The organism is Bacillus sp. FSL K6-0268, assembly GCF_038005425.1.
Lineage (GTDB): Bacteria > Bacillota > Bacilli > Bacillales > Bacillaceae_G > Bacillus_A > Bacillus_A thuringiensis_S.
In genome coordinates, this window is record NZ_JBBOTF010000003.1 from 16,190 (window position 1) to 34,458 (window position 18,269).

The window sequence follows — 18,269 nt, forward strand, 5'->3', positions numbered from 1 at the left end:
GAGAGGCCTCGGAATGAATAATTGCATCAATTTACGTATTGATTTTGCTTTTAAGCAATTATTTGGAACCCAAGGAAATGAAGACAGCAATTAATGGGATTTTTGAATGCAGTCTTGCGTAAAACGTTATCGTCCCCTATTATGAGTTAGACAAAAGAAGTGGCTATCACTTGAATAAGGAGAATGAATATATGCGTTTACGAAATGGGCGTTTGGAGCTTTTACATCAAATAAACAATGCATTGAGCGCACATTAACAATATAGAATGGAGCGAATGGATACGAATGAAGACGACTTATACAGATGAAATTATAAGGTTATCAAGTTTTTGTAATCTACGACTTTTTTGATGAATATTTAAATTTATTTGGTCACGGTGAAGAACAAGCTGAAGATTCGAATTAAATTATCTTTATAATTATATTTATAAACAAAGGTGGTTACGACAATGAAATCTATCTCACAAAACGTTCTAGATACGCTTGTAGTCGGTATTTATGAAGATGTTCAAATGCTTTTCATAATGATGATAGACTATGAAGAAGAAATTGACATGATTACAAAAGAAGAACTTATAACTGCACATGAAAATTTAAAAGAAGTTATTTTATTTTGCCAATCACATTCGCAAGGGATGGATGTTCTTCTTATGGAAGAGATCCTGGTAGGAATCAACCATCGTATTTCAGAAATATTGGGAAAAAAATTCACTATAGAAAATCCAAATGCCATTTATGGTGAAAAATTACGTTTACCTGAAGGAGTAACGGTGCGTAGAAAATTAGAAGAATCCAGTTTTCACTATATATTTGACCATGAAACCTTTGGAGAAATCGGGAAAATAGTATTTCAAAAAGAAAACGGGTACATACTATATTTCGATACTTATTTAAGTGAACATGTTGTAGAAAATAGTCCCCCAGCACTCATGCTAAAAGAAATCGGAAATATATTACAAAAAGAGATTTTGCGTTTACGCTAAATCTTTGTATCTGTCTAAAATCTATGAGGGGTAGAAACAGCATCTTCGAGCGAAATATATTTTTGAATTTTATGAATATAACTCTTTGATTAATGATGCTGGTTATCCTTTTAAATAGCCATTCTTTTATCCATATCTAAATGAAATTCACCATATGGGCTAGCTGTTCTACTCCGCAGAATAATTTCCATTAAAAGTAAAATAAAATTGCATATTTTGAAGCATACGGTATTTTATCAAAAGTCATTCAATTTTTTGCTGTTTATAAACATAAGTTATGACATCGAGCGAAACCCTGTAATTCCTGCATATAAAATTTAGGTTCAAAACTTTAAGAGTTATGAACCTTTTTGTAAAAAAGCAAACAATTATGTTAATGATAAACCCATATTTTTTACTATAACTGGAAACCACCTTGCGGACTACAGCAGCTACCCTGTCACTAAGCCTTCTAGACGAATATGTACTTGCTGACAAAAAGACTTGGATTTGTATCCAAGTCTTTTTTTATAGTTACGTGTCATTCGTATCAGAATGAGGATATTTTCATTTCTTCTTCAAAAAGTGCTGTTTTTAACTTGTACCAATGATTTTATTGTACTGTTCTTGGATGGTTTGTAGTTGTAGACTTAACTCTTTTGCAAGTGATGCCATCGTAGGCTCTTGTTCCAAAATCAGCAACAAGTTCAACATTTCTAAAAGGATTTGATGAACCTTATATACTTCTTTTGTATCCGCATAGTCAGAAGTAGAATGAAGTAGAAGTATAGACTCCATTATACTCATTTTTAGATCGATTTCTTGTAGTAATGGTTTAGAATCCCCAAATAGCGATTGGTTAAACATACAAACACTCTCCCTTACTGTATTCTGCGAGAAGAAGATGATTACCCAATAACTTCCTCATGCGCAAGCTGAAAAATGAATGAAAAAGAGTGATGCTTTTTTTGTATTCTATACCAATTACCGTACGTACACAATAATACGCAAGACATTTGTATATTATGATATAAAAATTATTTTCATTTGAAAAAAAGCCAAATGTATATACAGCTTGAATTTCTTCATTGAATTTGTTCTGTTTTGGTTTTTACCTGAAATATTCTTTTATTTGATATAACTTCGGTTAACTGAAGTTATATCAAAGTTTTTTACGTAGCAAGGTTAACTTTAAAGGGGATTTGAATGGGGAGGAATGCAGTTGAAAATGAACAACAGCAGATCGATGATCTGATTATCATGATATATTTTAGTTTTGATCATGTTGATACAACCAATCTATATGGAACGAATGGTTTGGTTCTGGTGCAAATAAAGGATACATTCCCAAGAAATAATGACAATTCCTACTGGAATCATTCTTTACGCTGTTAATCCAAATAATTGATGAATAAATTTCTTTTGATTGCGAACAGACTGATCCTGTAAATCAACCTGTTCTTTTTTTATCATATGCATGGCTTCTACTCCTGCAAGAATACATGTGGCTGTGCCAAAAGATTTAAATCCTAACATAGAACGTACACGTTTTTTAATGAAACGATGGTCTTGTTCCACTACGTTATTTAGGGGTAGAACCACACATCCATCAACTTAAGGATTTAGACTATTCTTAAACTTAAAAGCATGTTACTATTCTCTTATGTTAATGAGAAAGGGTGACGTGCTTTTTATGAATATGCATCAAAAACAAGAGCTGTCTTTATTTGCCGAAGAGTTATATCGATATATGTCTCCCGCTACACTTAATGACCTGGTCAAGAAAAACTGGAACATCAATTAGATTACGCAATTGATTTTGAATATTGATACGGAGTCAAGCCATTTAATGATGAATGAGGGCGAACGGAATGATAGTACATATAAATAAATTCAGCGACTAACTGATTTACTTGAGCGAGAGAAATTAGATTTTCTCCATGTAAGCATTCGCGTTTAAAGATGCTAAAAAAAGATTCCATCACAGCGTTATCCCAACAGTTTCCCTTGCGGGACATACTTTGCTGAATTTTTGGTTCTGGTGCAAATAAAGGATACATTCCCAAAAAATAATGAGGATTCCTACTGGAATCATTCTTTACGCTGTTAATCCAAATAATTGATGAATAAATTCTTGTAACTACTCAGCCACCTTTCGGTGTCTTTTTTAAATTTTACTAGTTTCATATGCCTCCCATTTGTAAATACTGAGTATATCAAACAGGGGAGGTGAATCTTATGGTCGATCGAAAAATTATTTTAGATACATATAAAAAAGGACCTGAAGCTGTTATTTCTTTATTTGAAGAAACATTTTCTAAGTTAGAAAAACGTATACAAGAACTAGAAAATGCTTCAAAAAAAAAGGTTCTGGTGCAACAATAGTGGAATGTGAAAAAAGAATAGAAGATTCCTAACGGAATGGAACTTTATGCTGTTAAACCAAAGAGTTCATTGATAAGATATATCTGCTTTTGGACAGACTTCTCCCCTTGGAGAGTTTGTCCTTTTTTGATCATATGCATAGCTTCTATTCCAGTAATCATTTTTATAGCTGTAGGGAATGATTTCAATCCTAGCATATTCCGAATCCGTTTTTTGATAAACCGATGATCTTGCTCAATGATATTGTTTAAGTATTTTTTTACACGAAGTGGTATACCGTGTGGTATACACTTTTCTTCCTTTAGTTCACGTACTGCAACAGGATAGGCTTTATCGCCATCAGCAGTTATCGAACGAGGTTTTGTGGCATGAACAGAAGCCAAGGCTTTCTTTAGAAAACGTTTGGCAGCCTTCGCATCTCTTTTACGACTTAAATAAAAATCAATCGTGTTTCCTTCAGAATCAATCGCGCGATATAAGTACATTTTCTCTCCTTTGATTTTGATGTATGTTTCATCCACACGCCAAGAATCATTGGTTGGTTTCAAATGTTTTCGAATACGCTCATTTAATTCTGGTCCATATTGATGCACCCATCGCATAATTGTTGTATGTACTAAGAATAATCCTCTTTCCTCCATCATTTCCACTAAATCACGAAGACTTAAGTTGTACCGCAGGTACCAACGTACGGTTAATACAATGATATCAGGCTGATACTGTTTCCATTTGAATATATTTTCTTTTTCCATACTGATCACACACCTTTTTTTAGTAATAGCACCAGTATTGCCAAGTTTGAAAGAGCATTTTCAAATCATTTCGCTTTTTTGCACCAGAACCTTTCCAACCATCATGCATTGCAATTCCAGAAAAAGACGGTAAAATTTCTCCCGCATTCATTGCTTCCTTTCCGCGTTTTTGATGAATATGTTGCAATGTCACCTCCGGTGTACTAGCAGTATGTAACCATTGTGTTTTATTTTCTACTCGCATACCGGTTTCATCAAAATGGACAACAGGAGACTGAAGAATCTTGTCTTTTACTTCTTGGAGAAAGGGCTGTAATTGAGCCGAAAAACTGTTTGTATGATTTATCAAAGTTCCTTCACTAATCGAATGTCCAAAACAATCTTGAAAGAATTCTTTTGTGCGTTTCAAAGAAAGACACTGATAATGTGTTAAATAAGGAACCAGTCTTTTTATATTTGGACCATATTGGACAGGACGAGAGACGGTAGAAGGAAACAGGGCTCCTTGGATGGCATGGCAATGTGGGCATTCTTTTTGTGACACTTTATGTTCCGTCACTTCTATCTGGATAGGTGGTAAATCATACACTTGGCGAATGCGGTATCCTTTTACAGGTTCTTGGTGTAAGGACGTGTTACAACAAGTACAATATGTAGGAGAATACGTAATTGTATGGTCTGGAGTCGCTGTCAAACCAAGAGTATGTCCTTTGTGGCCCAACTGGCCACCAGTTTGACGATGAGACGATTTGCGTAAACTTTTTGTAACAGGCTTACGCAAACCATCTGTAGAAGGTGGTTTATGACTATTTGTAGAGTTTTTTTTTGAAGCATTTTCTAGTTCGAGTATCCGTTTTTCTAACTTAGAAAATGTTTCTTCAAATAAAGAAATAACAGCTTCAGGTCCTTTTTTATATGCATCTAAAATGATTTTTCGATCGACCATCCTATTCACCTCCCTGTTTGATATACTCAGTATTTACAAATAGGAGGCATATGAAACTAGTAAAATTTAAAAAAACACCAAAAGGTAGCTGAGTAGTTACGAAAAATGATTCGAGGAGCATGATGCATGAGATATTTTAAAGGAAAACAATTCAAGAAAGGTATCATTATGGTCGCCGTCGGCTACTATTGTCGTTTTTCTTTGAGTTATCGTGATGTTTCTGAAATCTTAAATGAACGTGGCATATCCGTTCATCCCACAACCATCATGCGTTGGGTACATGAATATGGAAATCTGATTTATCAAATTTGGAAAAAGAAAAACAAAAAGGTACACTCTGTTTTACATTTAGATGAGACTTATATCAAAGTGAAAGGGGAGTGGCGTTATCTTTATGGCTTAGTGACAGGGTAGCTGCTCTAGTCCGCAGGACTTTTTCCATTAAAAGTAAATGGAAGGATAAATGCTATGGTGTAACTGTAATTTCTGCTGCATTCTCTTTTTTTAATTGCCTCTTTGCTCTGATTAATGTACTTTTTGAAATACCCATTTTTTCTTCCACTTCTTTGTAGGAATGATTATGTAAAAGAAATAAGGCATGTTCTATTTGTTTCTTATTATATTTCTTTGGCCGCCCTTCTTTAAAATTAGGATTTAGCTTTGCGATCGCTTTTCCTTCTTGCGTACGTTCTACAATCATATCTCTTTCGAATTCAGCAAATGCGCTCATTACATTGAATACAAGCCTACCTGTTGGTGTATCTTCAACTAATCCCATATTGAGTATATGAACCTTTACACCTTTTTCAAATAGCGTTCTAATTATATGTATCGCATCAACTGTTGAACGTGCAAAACGATCTAGTTTTGTCACAACAAGCATATCCCCTGTTTTTAATATAGATAATAATTCCTGAAACTTTGGACGATCTGTTTTTGTTCCAGTAAACTTTTCAGAATAAATTTCTTCACAGCCTTCATTTTGCAATGTTTGAATTTGGGACCCCAGGTCCTGGTGTAATGTACTTACGCGTGCATAGCCATATTTCATAAAAATCGCTCCTATTTCCCCGTAACTTTAGACCTTAAGTTATGACACCTGTCTACATACTGATATTACAGCACTTCAAAAACAGAGTCATAACTTTTAAAGTTTTGAACCTAAATTTTATATGCAGGAATTACAGGGTTTCGCTCGATGTCATAACTTATGTTTATAAACAGCAAAAAATTGAATGACTTTTGATAAAATACCGTATGCTTCAAAATATGCAATCTTATTTTACTTTTAATGGAAATCATTCTGCGGAGTAGAACAGATAGCCCATATGGTGAATTTCATTTAGATATGGATAAAAGAATGGCTATTTAAAAGGATAACCAGCATCATTAATCAAAGAGTTATATTCATAAAATTCAAAAATATATTTCGCTCGAAGATGCTGCTTCTACCGCTCATAGATTTTAGACAGATACAAAGATTTAGCGTAAACGCAAAATCTCTTTTTGTAATATATTTCCGATTTCTTTTAGCATGAGTGCTGGGGGACTATTTTCTACAACATGTTCACTTAAATAAGAATCGAAATATAGTATGTACCCGTTTTCTTTTTGAAATACTATTTTCCCGATTTCTCCAAAGGTTTCATGGTCAAATATATAGTGAAAACTGGATTCTTCTAATTTTCTACGCACCGTTACTCCTGCAGGTAAACGTAATTTTTCACCATAAATGGCATTTGGATTTTCTATAGTGAATTTTTTCCCAAATATTTCTGAAATACGATGGTTGATTCCTACCAGGATCTCTTCCATAAGAAGAACATCCATCCCTTGCGAATGTGATTGGCAAAATAAAATAACTTCTTTTAAATTTTCATGTGCAGTTATAAGTTCTTCTTTTGTAATCATGTCAATTTCTTCTTCATAGTCTATCATCATTATGAAAAGCATTTGAACATCTTCATAAATACCGACTACAAGCGTATCTAGAACGTTTTGTGAGATAGATTTCATTGTCGTAACCACCTTTGTTTATAAATATAATTATAAAGATAATTTAATTCGAATCTTCAGCTTGTTCTTCACCGTGACCAAATAAATTTAAATATTCATCAAAAAAGTCGTAGATTACAAAAACTTGATAACCTTATAATTTCATCTGTATAAGTCGTCTTCATTCGTATCCATTCGCTCCATTCTATATTGTTAATGTGCGCTCAATGCATTGTTTATTTGATGTAAAAGCTCCAAACGCCCATTTCGTAAACGCATATATTCATTCTCCTTATTCAAGTGATAGCCACTTCTTTTGTCTAACTCATAATAGGGGACGATAACGTTTTACGCAAGACTGCATTCAAAAATCCCATTAATTGCTGTCTTCATTTCCTTGGGTTCCAAATAATTGCTTAAAAGCAAAATCAATACGTAAATTGATGCAATTATTCATTCCGAGGCCTCTCTTCTTAGCATTTCATACCTCTATCATATCAAATTTATTTCAAAAGAACGAACTGATGAAACACAACTCATCTATTCATAATGAAGGGAGACAAATAGTAGAATAATACACTAAAAATGATTATATCAGCTGTGTACGAACGATTCATACATCCAAAATCGACTATTATTTTAAATATGCAAAATTTGGTCGTTATCTAGCGAATCTCTCCAGACTTTGTACAAATCATGACGAATCAAACATTTGTTTAAAAAGAGGAGTTTCTATCAATGCCATTTATATATGTCATAGCAAGCTCATTCTGTCATACAAATATCCTTGACAATCATCGCGTCTTCGTCAAATTTTGCAAAAGATGATTGGGAATACTAGGTATGAGCTAAAGTTCCAATTACAATCCTTATATAATACGAAGAAACTCGATTGTCTTTTTTCCATATAAATCTCGATTGCTACTTTAACAAAAGGGTCGAGATGGAAAATGATTATATTTGGTTCTGGTGCAAAATTTAAAAAAATAAAGAACGGATTATAAAGTGGCGTTTGAGTTTAAGCAACCGCTACTAATTTTTGTAGTGCATCGTACGCCGAAAAAACGGAGTCTAATTCAAGACTTCGTCTCTGTTTATATATAGCCTGAATCGTTTCAATCCCCTTTATAGTACGAGAAGCATGACGGATACTTTGGAATCCAGAAGATTTGGCAAAGCGTCGTTTTACATGTCGATGATCTTGTTCAATAAGATTATTATGATATTTGATGGTACAGTGTTTGGTATGTGTATAATAATCGTCTTTCTTCAATTTTTTGAATGCACAAAGTAAAGCCGGAGCCTTGTCTGTCGTAAGAACCGATGGTTCTCCAAAAGCTTTGACGAGTCGCTGCATAAACATATAAGCCGCTTGATGATCACGAGTTCTACGAAGTTGAATATCCAAAGTATGCCCATCTCCATCAATTGCACGATACAGATAGCGCCACTCCCCTTTAACTTTGATGTAAGTCTCATCTAAATGCCAAACAAGGTGTGTCGTTTTGTTTTTCTTTTTCCAGATTTGATAAATCAAATTGCCATATTCATGAACCCAACGCATGATCGTCGTAGGGTGAACGGATATGCCACGTTCTTTCAAGATTTCAGGAACATCACGATAGCTTAAAGAAAAACGACAATAATAGCCGACGGCTATCAAGATAATGTCTCTCTCGAATTGTTTTCCTTTAAAATATCCCATATGTTATGCTCCTCATCTCATTTTTTCTACAGTCTAGCTCAGCTCCAAAAACTGTGCAACAGAATCGTCTCAATTCACTTAATACTTTTTCGTCCAATTCATTTCTGCATTGACAGCAAGTATATAACATTTACGTTAATGTAAATACACTACAGAAAGCCAAAGTCCAGTAATTAAACTTAATCACTGGACTTTGGCTTTCTCAATTCTTTTCAGTACTAGCCCCTTCTCCGCCAAAAAACAACTCACTTTTATTGGTTCTGGTGCAAATAAAGGATACATTTCAAAGAGCAATGGGGATTCCTATCGGAATCGTTCTTTACGCTGTTAATCCAAATAATTGATGAATGAATTGTTTTTGATTTTGAACAGACTGATCCCGTAAATCAATCTGTTCTTTTTTTATCATATGCATGGCTTCTACTCCCGCAAGAATACATGTAGCTATACGAAAAGTTAAGTCCTAACATGGATCGTATACGTTTTTATGAAACGATGGTCCTGCTCTACGATGTTATTTAGATATTCTATCTGCCTGATTTAAATGCCTAACGGCAGATGTTTCTCTTTCTTCAACGTTGTGACAGCAATTGGATAAGCAGGGTTTTTATCAACTGTGATTGCACGAGGTTTTGAAGCATGAAAAGACTGCAAAGCTTTTTTGAAGAATTGGATTTCGCCTTTTCCGTATACAATGAACTACAAAAATTAATAGCTACTGCATAATTATTCCCTCTTATTTCTCCACCCGTTTATGCTTTTTTCACACTTTGCAACGGAACCGTATAATTTTTAAAATTTCTCAACGTATGAAAGCTAGTCACTACTAATCCATTATTGTATGGTGGTATATGTCACACACAATCATTTATTGGAGGGATTTTCAAAGATGAAATTGAGAAAAAAGAAACCCATCGTGATTTCTAGTATTCTCGCTTGTTGTAGTTTTATGATAGCAACGCCCCATTCTACTGCAGAGGCAAGACATCAAAAAGTAGGAACGGAACAAGTGCAAATGGAAGGACATGTGATACAAAACACAATGACAGTAAATCTGCCGTACACGTTAAGTAGTGAAGTAATCACAATTATTCAGGGTAATCCCCAATATATCCAGTTAAACCGAAAACAAATCCATTTCACACAACCGGGAACATATATCATTCAAACCAAGGGATGCCTAGGAACGGTCGATAGGTATGTATTTGAAATTACAAAATAAAAGAACGTGATCCATGTATCAAAAATTTTAAACATATTTATTTTCCTTTTACCTGGTATTTCAATGGATGATACGACAATCGGAAACCGAACGGGAACACATCAATACAAACCAATATATTGCCCTCGTCGATTCTTAGAATCGGATAAAAACATTCTAACTTCAAAAATAATGAAAGAATCTTAAAAAAACTGGGAGGTAATCACTTTATGATAAAGAGAGTGAAAAAAATAATTACAATGGCTTTATTATGTATGGTAGTAACTGGAACAATTTTTTCATTCTGTACGGGAGCATTGGCTGAAGAAATGAAGACGAAGTCGCCCTCCTATCAAACTATTACAGAAATAAAGGATTGGGGCGCAGTGATAACAAAGGTGATTGTCAATGTAGGTAAAATGGTTCCTGCTAAATCTGTTACAACAGATACGTTTAAAGTACATGTGACTAGAAGTGACAATCGCTTAGCAGATCCTCTGTTGGAGAAAGGGTACCGGAAAGTGACAAGCGCTTATGTCGCGGACAAGAAAGGGAATCCTGCTGATAAAAGAGGAAGCCATGTCGTGTTAGAAATGGAAATTGGTCCGTCTCTATCTTTAGGATCACCAATGCATTTTGATGAGCAATCATTTTCAAAGGACTGGATTCATAGTAAGTATAGAATTACGCAACAAAAAGATATTGTGACACCAGGTGGGAAAATATCAGGACTACTTATTGATACCTATGCAGGTGGATCCATAGATTTAGTAGATAAATTTTCAACAGGGAAAGCTACTTATGATGATGTTACGTTAACATATGCAGATTTTAAACCCGCTACAGATTATAAGAAAAATCCTTTAATTATTTGGTTACATGGTGGAGGGGAAGGGGGAACAGATCCCACAGTTCCACTTGCTGCAAATAAAGCGGCCAACTTTGCATCCAGTCATATACAATCTTATTTCGATGGTGCGTATGTTTTAGTCCCGCAAACCCCAACCTACTGGATGGATGGGGTTACAAGGGGCGGTGATGGGACTTCCAAATATGAAAAACCTCTTATGAATTTGATTCAAGATTATCTTGCTCTACATAAAGATATTGATCCTAACCGAATTTATATTGGTGGGAATTCTGCCGGCGGTTACATGACAATGAATATAATCCGAAAGTTCCCTAAATCTTTTGCAGCTGCCTTTCCAACATGTGAAGCGTTAAGTGATCGACTGATTTCTAATGGAGATATCCAGCGCATGAAAGATATTCCGATTTGGTTTGTTGCCGCTAAAACAGATACAGCTATACCGGTTCAGGATTTTGTCATTCCGACATATAATCGTCTGATAAATGCTGGCGCAAAAAATGTGCACTTGTCCTTATTTGACAACGTTGTTGACACGTCAGGTTTGTACAAAAAAGAAGATGGCACACCATACGAATATGATGGACATTGGTCATGGATTTACGTATATAACAATGAAGTATTTGATGGTAAAATGACTCTAATGGAATGGTTAAATAATCAATCATTAAATCATAAATAAAGAAGGAATATCCCCGAAAAATACTGAAGTAGAAATCATCTATCAAAAAAGAATCGTATACGTTATCCAGACCTAAATCACGAAAGATTATATTACATCGTAGGTATCAACCATATAGTTAACAACGTGATAGCTGGTCGATAATGTTTCTACTTAAACGTCTTTTTTTCTCTATACGAATCACACATCTTTTATAGGGGGCCCAGTTAGATATTTTAACACACTGCATGAATAGCTTAGTGATGGACCATTATTAAAGTAAGATCATACAAGTGTTGTAACCGCCTGTTAAAACATCCATTTTGACTTATCTAGCATGTTTAAAATTCGGAAATTTCCGTCATAAACATTAGTTTTTTGAACCAGAACAGTAATTAATGATAGCAAGCTTAAATAGACTAATAATGTTTTTATATAAAGGAGGAATAGACAATTGAAAACAGTTAAAATGATTTGTTTAGTTGTATGGAGTATATTACCATTCATTGCGTTATTTACTTTTTCATTGCCGTCTTATGCTCAATCTGTACCAACATGTGATGGTAAAACCGCTACGATTATTGGAACAGCAGGTGATGATGTAATTCAAGGAACAAGTGGAACTGATGTGATTGTAGGATTAGATGGGAACGATCGTATCTCTGGGTTAGAAGGAGATGATATTATCTGTGGTGGAAACGGAAATGATACAATTTATGGGGAATTTGAAAATGCTACTGGTATCTTTCTAGGTGGAAACGATCGTATTTTTGGTGAAAGTGGGAATGACATATTGATGGGGGATTTTTATAATTTTAATACGCTTCTTGCTGTAGGCGCTGCGGCTGGTAATGATTATATAGATGGCGGTTCCGGTGATGATATTATTAGTGGGGGTGTGATGAATTTTAATGTTACTACAGCTGTTACGGACCTAGGATCTAGTAATGATATTCTAAATGGCGGGGAAGGAAATGATACCATGTATGGCTGGACGAAGACATTTACTACTACTCTTATAGGTACCGTATTAGTGAATGATGGTCAAAATACGTTAGATGGGGGTCCTGGTGAAGACATTATGTATGGTGATTTTGAAACTTTGAATGGAAATCTAACTACTATTAATGCTTTGCGTGATACAATTAATGGTGGAAGTGGAGATGATAGGATTTATGGTGATGTTAAGAATGGTAATGTTAATATAACACCTACGCTAAATGGAAATAATGATACGGTTGATGGTGGGAATGGTTTTGATCAAGGGGATGCTGGACCTGGTACAGATACTTGTACGAATACCGAAGGAATTTTGAATTGTGAATAGTAAGATAGAATTCGTTTTGGGCTATGACAACATCGTCATCCTCCCTTGTACGTCGAAAAAGAGAAGTCTGGAATATGACTTCTCTTTTGTTTATAAATAGCATGAATCATTTGGTTCTGGTGCAAAAAAATTAGGTTAATTGCAAGTAATCTCAAAACCTTGGACATACTGATAGTATTACTCTATAAAGGTGTGTGATCAGTATGAGGGGTAGAACCAGCATCGCCTAACAGGCCTCACGATACATGCCCATCAACTTAAGGCTTTTTACTACCCCCCAAGTACAAAAAAACGTTATTCTTTCTTACATAATATAAATGAGAAAGGGTGACGTTTTTTATGAATTTCTCGATTCAAGAGGAGTTACAACCATTTGCGGAAGAATTACAGCGCTATACCACACCTGAATTTTTGGAAGAACTCACAAGAGAGATGAAGTTTATAGAGCGAAAGCGCAAGTTTTCAGGATCAGATTTAGCTACCATTTGTATTTGGATCAGCCAAAAAGTGGCCAGTGATCCTTTAGTCAGATTATGTAGCAGGCTTCACGCAGTTACAGGTACTGTACTTAGCCCTGAGTGTTTTGTGCAAGCGGAAAATACAGAGAGTTGCAGCGAAAAGTGCAGAGGCTAGCAGCTCGATTTTTTAAATGGTAATTTTAGTATTTCCAGAAGACAACGCATTGCGTAAACGATAGCTTTCTCCTGTAAATGCAATAATGTGGGCATGATGGACCAAACGGTCCACCAATGCCGAAGTCAATCGATTATCACCAAACACTCGATTCCATTGACCAAATTCTAAATTAGAAGTAACTATCACACTTTTTTGTTCATAACAGTCGGCAATAATATGGAATAGGAGCTCCGCTCCTGGTTTTTGAAACGGTACATAACCTAGTTCATCTAAAATTAATAGATCACATGATTCAATTTGTTTTTTTATACGAGTTAAATTCCCCTGTTTTAAAGCTTCTTCTAATATACCTACTAAATCCGCTACTCGGAAAAACTTCACTTGATATCCTTGTTCACAGGCCTTTAAACCTAACGCTCTTGCTAAATGTGTTTTACCAGTTCCAGGAGATCCAAGTAATAAAAGGTTCTGTTTTCCTTCACAAAATCGCAACTCACTAATATGTTCTTTGCTTGTCGTAGAAGGTAAATGAATTTGTTCACCCCATTCATAATCTTTTAACCACTTTAGCTCTCTAAACTTTGCTTTTTTTATTAAAGTTGATACTTTCTTACTTTGTCGAGCTTCAATTTCTAAGTTTAAAATATCCTTTAAGAATTGTTCTTTATTTTCAAATACAACATCATCATAATGCTCTAAAATAGAACTCAAATGGAATACTTTACAAGCTTCTTGTAGATTTCTATGTATCATAGTGAGAATGAGCTCCTCTCTAATGTTGGATAGAGTTTGCGGTCATATTGTTCTAAATCCGTTTCATAATCTACTAAAACGGATGGTGTGTGTTTCTCTTGGTTCTGGTGCAAAAAATCGAAATGATTTGAAAGTATTCTTTCAAACTAGACGGTTCTGGTGCAAAGAAAGGATACGTTCCCAAGAAATAATGAGGATTCCTATTGGAATCATTCTTTACGCTGTTAATCCAAATAATTGATGAATAAATTCTTTTTGATTTTGAACAGACTGATCCCGTAAATCAACCTGTTCTTTTTTTATCATATGCATGGCTTCTACTCCTGCAAGTATACATGTAGCGGTGCCAAAAGATTTAAATCCTAACATAGAGCGTACACGTTTTTTAATGAATCGATGGTCTTGTTCCACTACGTTATTTAGATATTTTATCTGCCGAATTTGAGTGCCTAACGGCACTTTTTTCTCGCTCTTTAATTTAGTGATGGCAACTGGATAAGCAGGATTTTTATCAATTGTGATTGTACGAGGTTTTGAGGCATGAAAAGAATGCAAAGCCTTTTTAAAGAATCGCTTTGCAGCCTTATGATTTCTAGTTTTACTGAGATAGAAGTCAATCGTATTTCCTTCAGAATCAACCGCACGGTATAAATACATCCATTGCCCTTTTACTTTTATATATGTTTCATCCACTCGCCATGAATCATTTGTTTGTTTCAGATGACATCGAATCCGTTGATCCAGTTCCGGTCCGTATTGATGGACCCAGCGCATAATCGTTGTATGAGCTAAAGATAATCCTCTTTCTTCCATCATTTCCACCAAGTCTCGAAAACTTAGATTGTACCGTAGGTACCAACGTACAGTTAATACAATGATATTCGGTTGGTAATGCTTCCATTTAAACAAATTGTCCTTTTTCATACTGATCACACACCTTTTATAGAGTAATACTATCAGTATGTCCAAGGTTTAGAGATTACTTGCAATTAACCTAATTTTTTTGCACCAGAACCCATATAAGTATCAGATATATATCCTTCCAATTTTAATCTAGTAAGTATGCCCAAGATTTAAAGTCTCATTTTAAAATTGTTATATTTTTTACTCTTAATAAAGGTCCTTTTCTTGGATTACCCCGTATATATTTGTGATAGAATTTACACTGTATAAAAACTATGTATGAACAAAGGAGAAAAATATGAACCAGTATAAAAAAATATTAAAAGTTATCCCACTTGCTGGAGTATTAAGTACGTCATTATTAATAGCCCCAAATAATTCATTTGCAGCAACTAACTTGGATATGTGCTTAAAGCAAGGAAAAGGATATGAACAAACATGCGTAGAACAAAATGATTCTAGTGATCCTAGTCGTATTCATGCTATGTATGAAACAATAAATCACCTTGTAGAAATGGTTCTGGTGCAAAAAAATTAGGTTAATTGCAAGTAATCTCTAAACCTTGGACATACTGATAGTATTACTCTATAAAAGGTGTGTGATCAGTATGAAAAAGGACAATTTGTTTAAATGGAAGCATTACCAACCGAATATCATTGTATTAACTGTACGTTGGTACCTACGGTACAATCTAAGTTTTCGAGACTTGGTGGAAATGATGGAAGAAAGAGGATTATCTTTAGCTCATACAACGATTATGCGCTGGGTCCATCAATACGGACCGGAACTGGATCAACGGATTCGATGTCATCTGAAACAAACAAATGATTCATGGCGAGTGGATGAAACATATATAAAAGTAAAAGGGCAATGGATGTATTTATACCGTGCGGTTGATTCTGAAGGAAATACGATTGACTTCTATCTCAGTAAAACTAGAAATCATAAGGCTGCAAAGCGATTCTTTAAAAAGGCTTTGCATTCTTTTCATGCCTCAAAACCTCGTACAATCACAATTGATAAAAATCCTGCTTATCCAGTTGCCATCACTAAATTAAAGAGCGAGAAAAAAGTGCCGTTAGGCACTCAAATTCGGCAGATAAAATATCTAAATAACGTAGTGGAACAAGACCATCGATTCATTAAAAAACGTGTACGCTCTATGTTAGGATTTAAATCTTTTGGCACCGCTACATGTATACTTGCAGGAGTAGAAGCCATGCATATGATAAAAAAAGAACAGGTTGATTTACGGGATCAGTCTGTTCAAAATCAAAAAGAATTTATTCATCAATTATTTGGATTAACAGCGTAAAGAATGATTCCAATAGGAATCCTCATTATTTCTTGGGAACGTATCCTTTCTTTGCACCAGAACCGAAAATTGAAACAGTCTTTTCATCCTTAGAAAGATTAGGGATACAAGGTTTTAGAAGTCGCTCTATATTAGGATTTGAAAGTAGATTAGAGAGTATTTTACTTGTGTATTGTCTCATGTTAGATAAAGCGAGAGAACGGTTTGGAAATACTTTAAAGTACTCTTTAGGATGCTTCTAAATCAACTAGCACCACAGGTATATACTACATTACTGTATACAAACCCATCTCGAACAAAAATGTTAGATAAATTGAACCTACTATTTCAAAGTAGTTTTTTTCATGTTATGTAAATTATCTGACGGACTAGAGCGCGAACCGTCTCACCACCCCTCATAGATTATTAAGAAAGAGTAACGTTTTTTTGTACTTGGGGGTAGTCTAAATTCTTAAGTTGATGGGCATGGGGTCACTACACACCCCTGTGCTTTTTTAGATAAATATTATGTTTTGAATATAAGGATTTTAGATAATAATTACGTACAATGAAATTTAACATTGTCGAAGTAGTTACCTTCTATCATTTTCACCAAATCACAAAGACTTAAGTTGTACCGCAAGTACCAACGTACGGTTAATAGAATGATATCAGGCTGATAATGTTTTCATTTGAATATATTTTCTTGTTCCATACTGATTACACACCTGTTTTAAGTAGTCGTACCCGTATAGCCAAGTTTGAAAGACCATTTTCAAAGCGGTTCACTTTTTTGCACCAGAACCTAACAAACGAAATGAAAGAGAACTCTCTTGTTGTGATGAGAAATATTATTTTCAATATTCGATGTCATAATTAAGTGGGCATTAGGAAATATTACAAAAAATAATACAAACAACATAAAATGAGGGATAGTGTGAAAAGAAGACTTTTGATTAGTATATTTTTGTTTACCATTTTATTTACATGTATATATGCGTATGTGACAAGAGAAAACGAACAGCCCTTCACACAAGTGAAAAAACTTTCTGGAAATGGGTGTATCGTATTAAATTATCATCGAATTCGTCCCGGTAATGCCATCATCAAATATCTTGCGAAAGTAAGTAGAAACCCTGAATTAACAACCTATTCTGTTTTTAAAGATGATTTTATAGAACAAATTACTTTTTTACAAAAACATAAATTTCAATTTATCACACCAAAAGAATTATATGATTACATAAATCAACAAAAAAAAATGCCATCAAAATGTGCGATGATTACATTTGATGACATTGATCAGAGTGTTTATCATTATGCGTATCCTTTTTTAAAACAGCAACAAATCCCTTTTACAATTTTTATCATTACAGGGGAAGTAGGAAATCCAAATTTCAAGGGATTAACCATGAGTAACTGGGATCAAATTTTTGAAATGACACGATCAAATCTAATAACAGTGGGGACACATACTCATCAATTACATTACATTGAAAATGGTGAGAAACCACCTTTTTTAAAAAGTGAAAATATATCTAAATTTATTACAGATTCCAAACGAGCAAAACAAGTTTTTTATGATCACTTCGGGTATGAGCCAAAATATTTTGCATATCCATATGGGTTTGGGACACCACAGACAGATAACATATTATTATCTGAGCAATATGATTTATTGTTCACCCTATCACCAGGAATTGTTAATGAACACAGTTCATCTTTTTTTATTCAAAGAGTATTAATCGATGATTTTTCTTGGAAAGCGATACAAGATTGGGTCCATACAGCTTCATGAAATATGCAATTTATGTTATGCATCCAATGAGGATTCTATTTCTATATATGTTTCCGTTTGGAAATATATATGCTCTTCTGCT

16 protein-coding genes and 10 pseudogenes are annotated in these 18,269 nt (G+C 34.5%); 12 read left to right on the forward strand and 14 right to left on the reverse strand.

Translation table 11 applies throughout. The features are described from left to right. Positions 1-13: 13 nt before the first annotated feature. Positions 14-147: pseudogene (locus MHI28_RS36355) on the forward strand (PD-(D/E)XK nuclease family transposase); the annotation flags it as partial. A gap of 302 nt (positions 148-449) precedes the next feature. Continuing rightward, on the forward strand, positions 450-983 hold the full coding sequence (locus tag MHI28_RS33385; RefSeq protein ID WP_100910608.1) for a hypothetical protein: 534 nt from the start codon (positions 450-452) through the stop codon (positions 981-983). A gap of 573 nt (positions 984-1,556) precedes the next feature. Here MHI28_RS33385 and MHI28_RS33390 read toward each other — a convergent pair. The 3 genes and pseudogenes from MHI28_RS33390 to MHI28_RS33400 form a co-directional block, all read right to left on the reverse strand. Then, positions 1,557-1,829 carry a hypothetical protein gene (locus MHI28_RS33390; RefSeq protein ID WP_078188157.1) on the reverse strand — a complete coding sequence of 91 codons (273 nt, stop codon included), beginning with the start codon at positions 1,827-1,829 and terminating at the stop codon, positions 1,557-1,559. Positions 1,830-2,345: 516 nt separating this feature from the next. Beyond that, positions 2,346-2,552 (reverse strand): annotated as a pseudogene (locus MHI28_RS33395) (DDE-type integrase/transposase/recombinase); the annotation flags it as partial. 215 nt (positions 2,553-2,767) lie between these two features. After that, complete coding sequence (locus tag MHI28_RS33400) at positions 2,768-3,022, reverse strand: integrase core domain-containing protein (RefSeq protein WP_332872792.1); 255 nt, start codon at positions 3,020-3,022, stop codon at positions 2,768-2,770. A 178-nt stretch (positions 3,023-3,200) separates the two neighbouring features. Between MHI28_RS33400 and MHI28_RS33405 the strand changes: the two genes are divergently transcribed. After that, positions 3,201-3,347 (forward strand): hypothetical protein, encoded by a 147-nt coding sequence (locus tag MHI28_RS33405; protein WP_157812409.1) that lies wholly within the window; start codon positions 3,201-3,203, stop codon positions 3,345-3,347. A 44-nt stretch (positions 3,348-3,391) separates the two neighbouring features. On the opposite strand, the gene MHI28_RS33410 is transcribed toward MHI28_RS33405, so the two are convergent. Beyond that, positions 3,392-4,099: an IS6 family transposase gene (locus MHI28_RS33410; protein WP_100910607.1), complete on the reverse strand. Its 708-nt coding sequence runs from the start codon at positions 4,097-4,099 to the stop codon at positions 3,392-3,394. Between the two features lie 79 nt (positions 4,100-4,178). Continuing rightward, a pseudogene (tnpC, locus tag MHI28_RS33415) lies at positions 4,179-5,045 on the reverse strand (IS66 family transposase); the annotation flags it as partial. Positions 5,046-5,171: 126 nt separating this feature from the next. Here tnpC and MHI28_RS33420 point away from each other — a divergent pair. Then, positions 5,172-5,441: pseudogene (locus MHI28_RS33420) on the forward strand (IS66 family transposase); the annotation flags it as partial. Between the two features lie 70 nt (positions 5,442-5,511). Here the strand turns inward: MHI28_RS33420 and MHI28_RS33425 are convergent. From MHI28_RS33425 to MHI28_RS33440, 5 genes and pseudogenes are all read right to left on the reverse strand, one after another. Further along, complete coding sequence (locus tag MHI28_RS33425; RefSeq protein WP_340828838.1) at positions 5,512-6,096, reverse strand: recombinase family protein; 585 nt, start codon at positions 6,094-6,096, stop codon at positions 5,512-5,514. Between the two features lie 431 nt (positions 6,097-6,527). After that, positions 6,528-7,061 carry a hypothetical protein gene (locus MHI28_RS33430; RefSeq protein WP_340828839.1) on the reverse strand — a complete coding sequence of 178 codons (534 nt, stop codon included), beginning with the start codon at positions 7,059-7,061 and terminating at the stop codon, positions 6,528-6,530. Between the two features lie 302 nt (positions 7,062-7,363). Beyond that, a pseudogene (locus MHI28_RS36360) lies at positions 7,364-7,497 on the reverse strand (PD-(D/E)XK nuclease family transposase); the annotation flags it as partial. A 561-nt stretch (positions 7,498-8,058) separates the two neighbouring features. After that, on the reverse strand, positions 8,059-8,745 hold the full coding sequence (locus MHI28_RS33435; RefSeq protein WP_078187750.1) for an IS6 family transposase: 687 nt from the start codon (positions 8,743-8,745) through the stop codon (positions 8,059-8,061). 319 nt (positions 8,746-9,064) lie between these two features. Continuing rightward, positions 9,065-9,414: pseudogene (locus MHI28_RS33440) on the reverse strand (DDE-type integrase/transposase/recombinase); the annotation flags it as partial. Between the two features lie 220 nt (positions 9,415-9,634). Between MHI28_RS33440 and MHI28_RS33445 the strand changes: the two are divergent. From MHI28_RS33445 to MHI28_RS33455, 3 genes are all read left to right on the forward strand, one after another. Further along, positions 9,635-9,967 (forward strand): hypothetical protein, encoded by a 333-nt coding sequence (locus tag MHI28_RS33445; protein WP_078187749.1) that lies wholly within the window; start codon positions 9,635-9,637, stop codon positions 9,965-9,967. Between the two features lie 209 nt (positions 9,968-10,176). Further along, positions 10,177-11,496, forward strand: coding sequence for a prolyl oligopeptidase family serine peptidase (locus tag MHI28_RS33450; protein WP_078187747.1), 1,320 nt, complete (start codon positions 10,177-10,179; stop codon positions 11,494-11,496). Between the two features lie 433 nt (positions 11,497-11,929). Further along, positions 11,930-12,802 (forward strand): calcium-binding protein, encoded by an 873-nt coding sequence (locus tag MHI28_RS33455; protein ID WP_078187746.1) that lies wholly within the window; start codon positions 11,930-11,932, stop codon positions 12,800-12,802. A 35-nt stretch (positions 12,803-12,837) separates the two neighbouring features. Here the strand turns inward: MHI28_RS33455 and MHI28_RS36365 are convergent. Next, positions 12,838-12,915 (reverse strand): annotated as a pseudogene (locus MHI28_RS36365) (IS6 family transposase); the annotation flags it as partial. A gap of 226 nt (positions 12,916-13,141) precedes the next feature. Here MHI28_RS36365 and MHI28_RS33460 point away from each other — a divergent pair. Continuing rightward, a pseudogene (locus MHI28_RS33460) lies at positions 13,142-13,411 on the forward strand (IS4 family transposase); the annotation flags it as partial. A gap of 36 nt (positions 13,412-13,447) precedes the next feature. Here the strand turns inward: MHI28_RS33460 and istB are convergent. Both istB and MHI28_RS33470 read right to left on the reverse strand, forming a co-directional pair. Continuing rightward, on the reverse strand, positions 13,448-14,191 hold the full coding sequence (istB, locus tag MHI28_RS33465; RefSeq protein WP_176116684.1) for an IS21-like element helper ATPase IstB: 744 nt from the start codon (positions 14,189-14,191) through the stop codon (positions 13,448-13,450). A 216-nt stretch (positions 14,192-14,407) separates the two neighbouring features. After that, complete coding sequence (locus tag MHI28_RS33470; RefSeq protein ID WP_100910638.1) at positions 14,408-15,115, reverse strand: IS6 family transposase; 708 nt, start codon at positions 15,113-15,115, stop codon at positions 14,408-14,410. A 277-nt stretch (positions 15,116-15,392) separates the two neighbouring features. Here MHI28_RS33470 and MHI28_RS33475 point away from each other — a divergent pair, with 277 nt between their 5' ends. The 3 genes and pseudogenes from MHI28_RS33475 to MHI28_RS33485 all read left to right on the forward strand — a co-directional run. Further along, positions 15,393-15,632, forward strand: coding sequence for a hypothetical protein (locus tag MHI28_RS33475; protein ID WP_340828844.1), 240 nt, complete (start codon positions 15,393-15,395; stop codon positions 15,630-15,632). 70 nt (positions 15,633-15,702) lie between these two features. Then, positions 15,703-16,410 carry an IS6 family transposase gene (locus MHI28_RS33480; protein ID WP_100910638.1) on the forward strand — a complete coding sequence of 236 codons (708 nt, stop codon included), beginning with the start codon at positions 15,703-15,705 and terminating at the stop codon, positions 16,408-16,410. 65 nt (positions 16,411-16,475) lie between these two features. Beyond that, positions 16,476-16,652: pseudogene (locus MHI28_RS33485) on the forward strand (IS982 family transposase); the annotation flags it as partial. 335 nt (positions 16,653-16,987) lie between these two features. On the opposite strand, the pseudogene MHI28_RS33490 reads toward MHI28_RS33485, so the two are convergent. Continuing rightward, a pseudogene (locus tag MHI28_RS33490) lies at positions 16,988-17,104 on the reverse strand (IS6 family transposase); the annotation flags it as partial. Between the two features lie 222 nt (positions 17,105-17,326). Here MHI28_RS33490 and MHI28_RS33495 point away from each other — a divergent pair. Next, positions 17,327-18,187, forward strand: a complete 861-nt coding sequence (locus MHI28_RS33495; RefSeq protein WP_157812416.1) for a polysaccharide deacetylase family protein — start codon at positions 17,327-17,329, stop codon at positions 18,185-18,187. Positions 18,188-18,269: the final 82 nt, after the last annotated feature.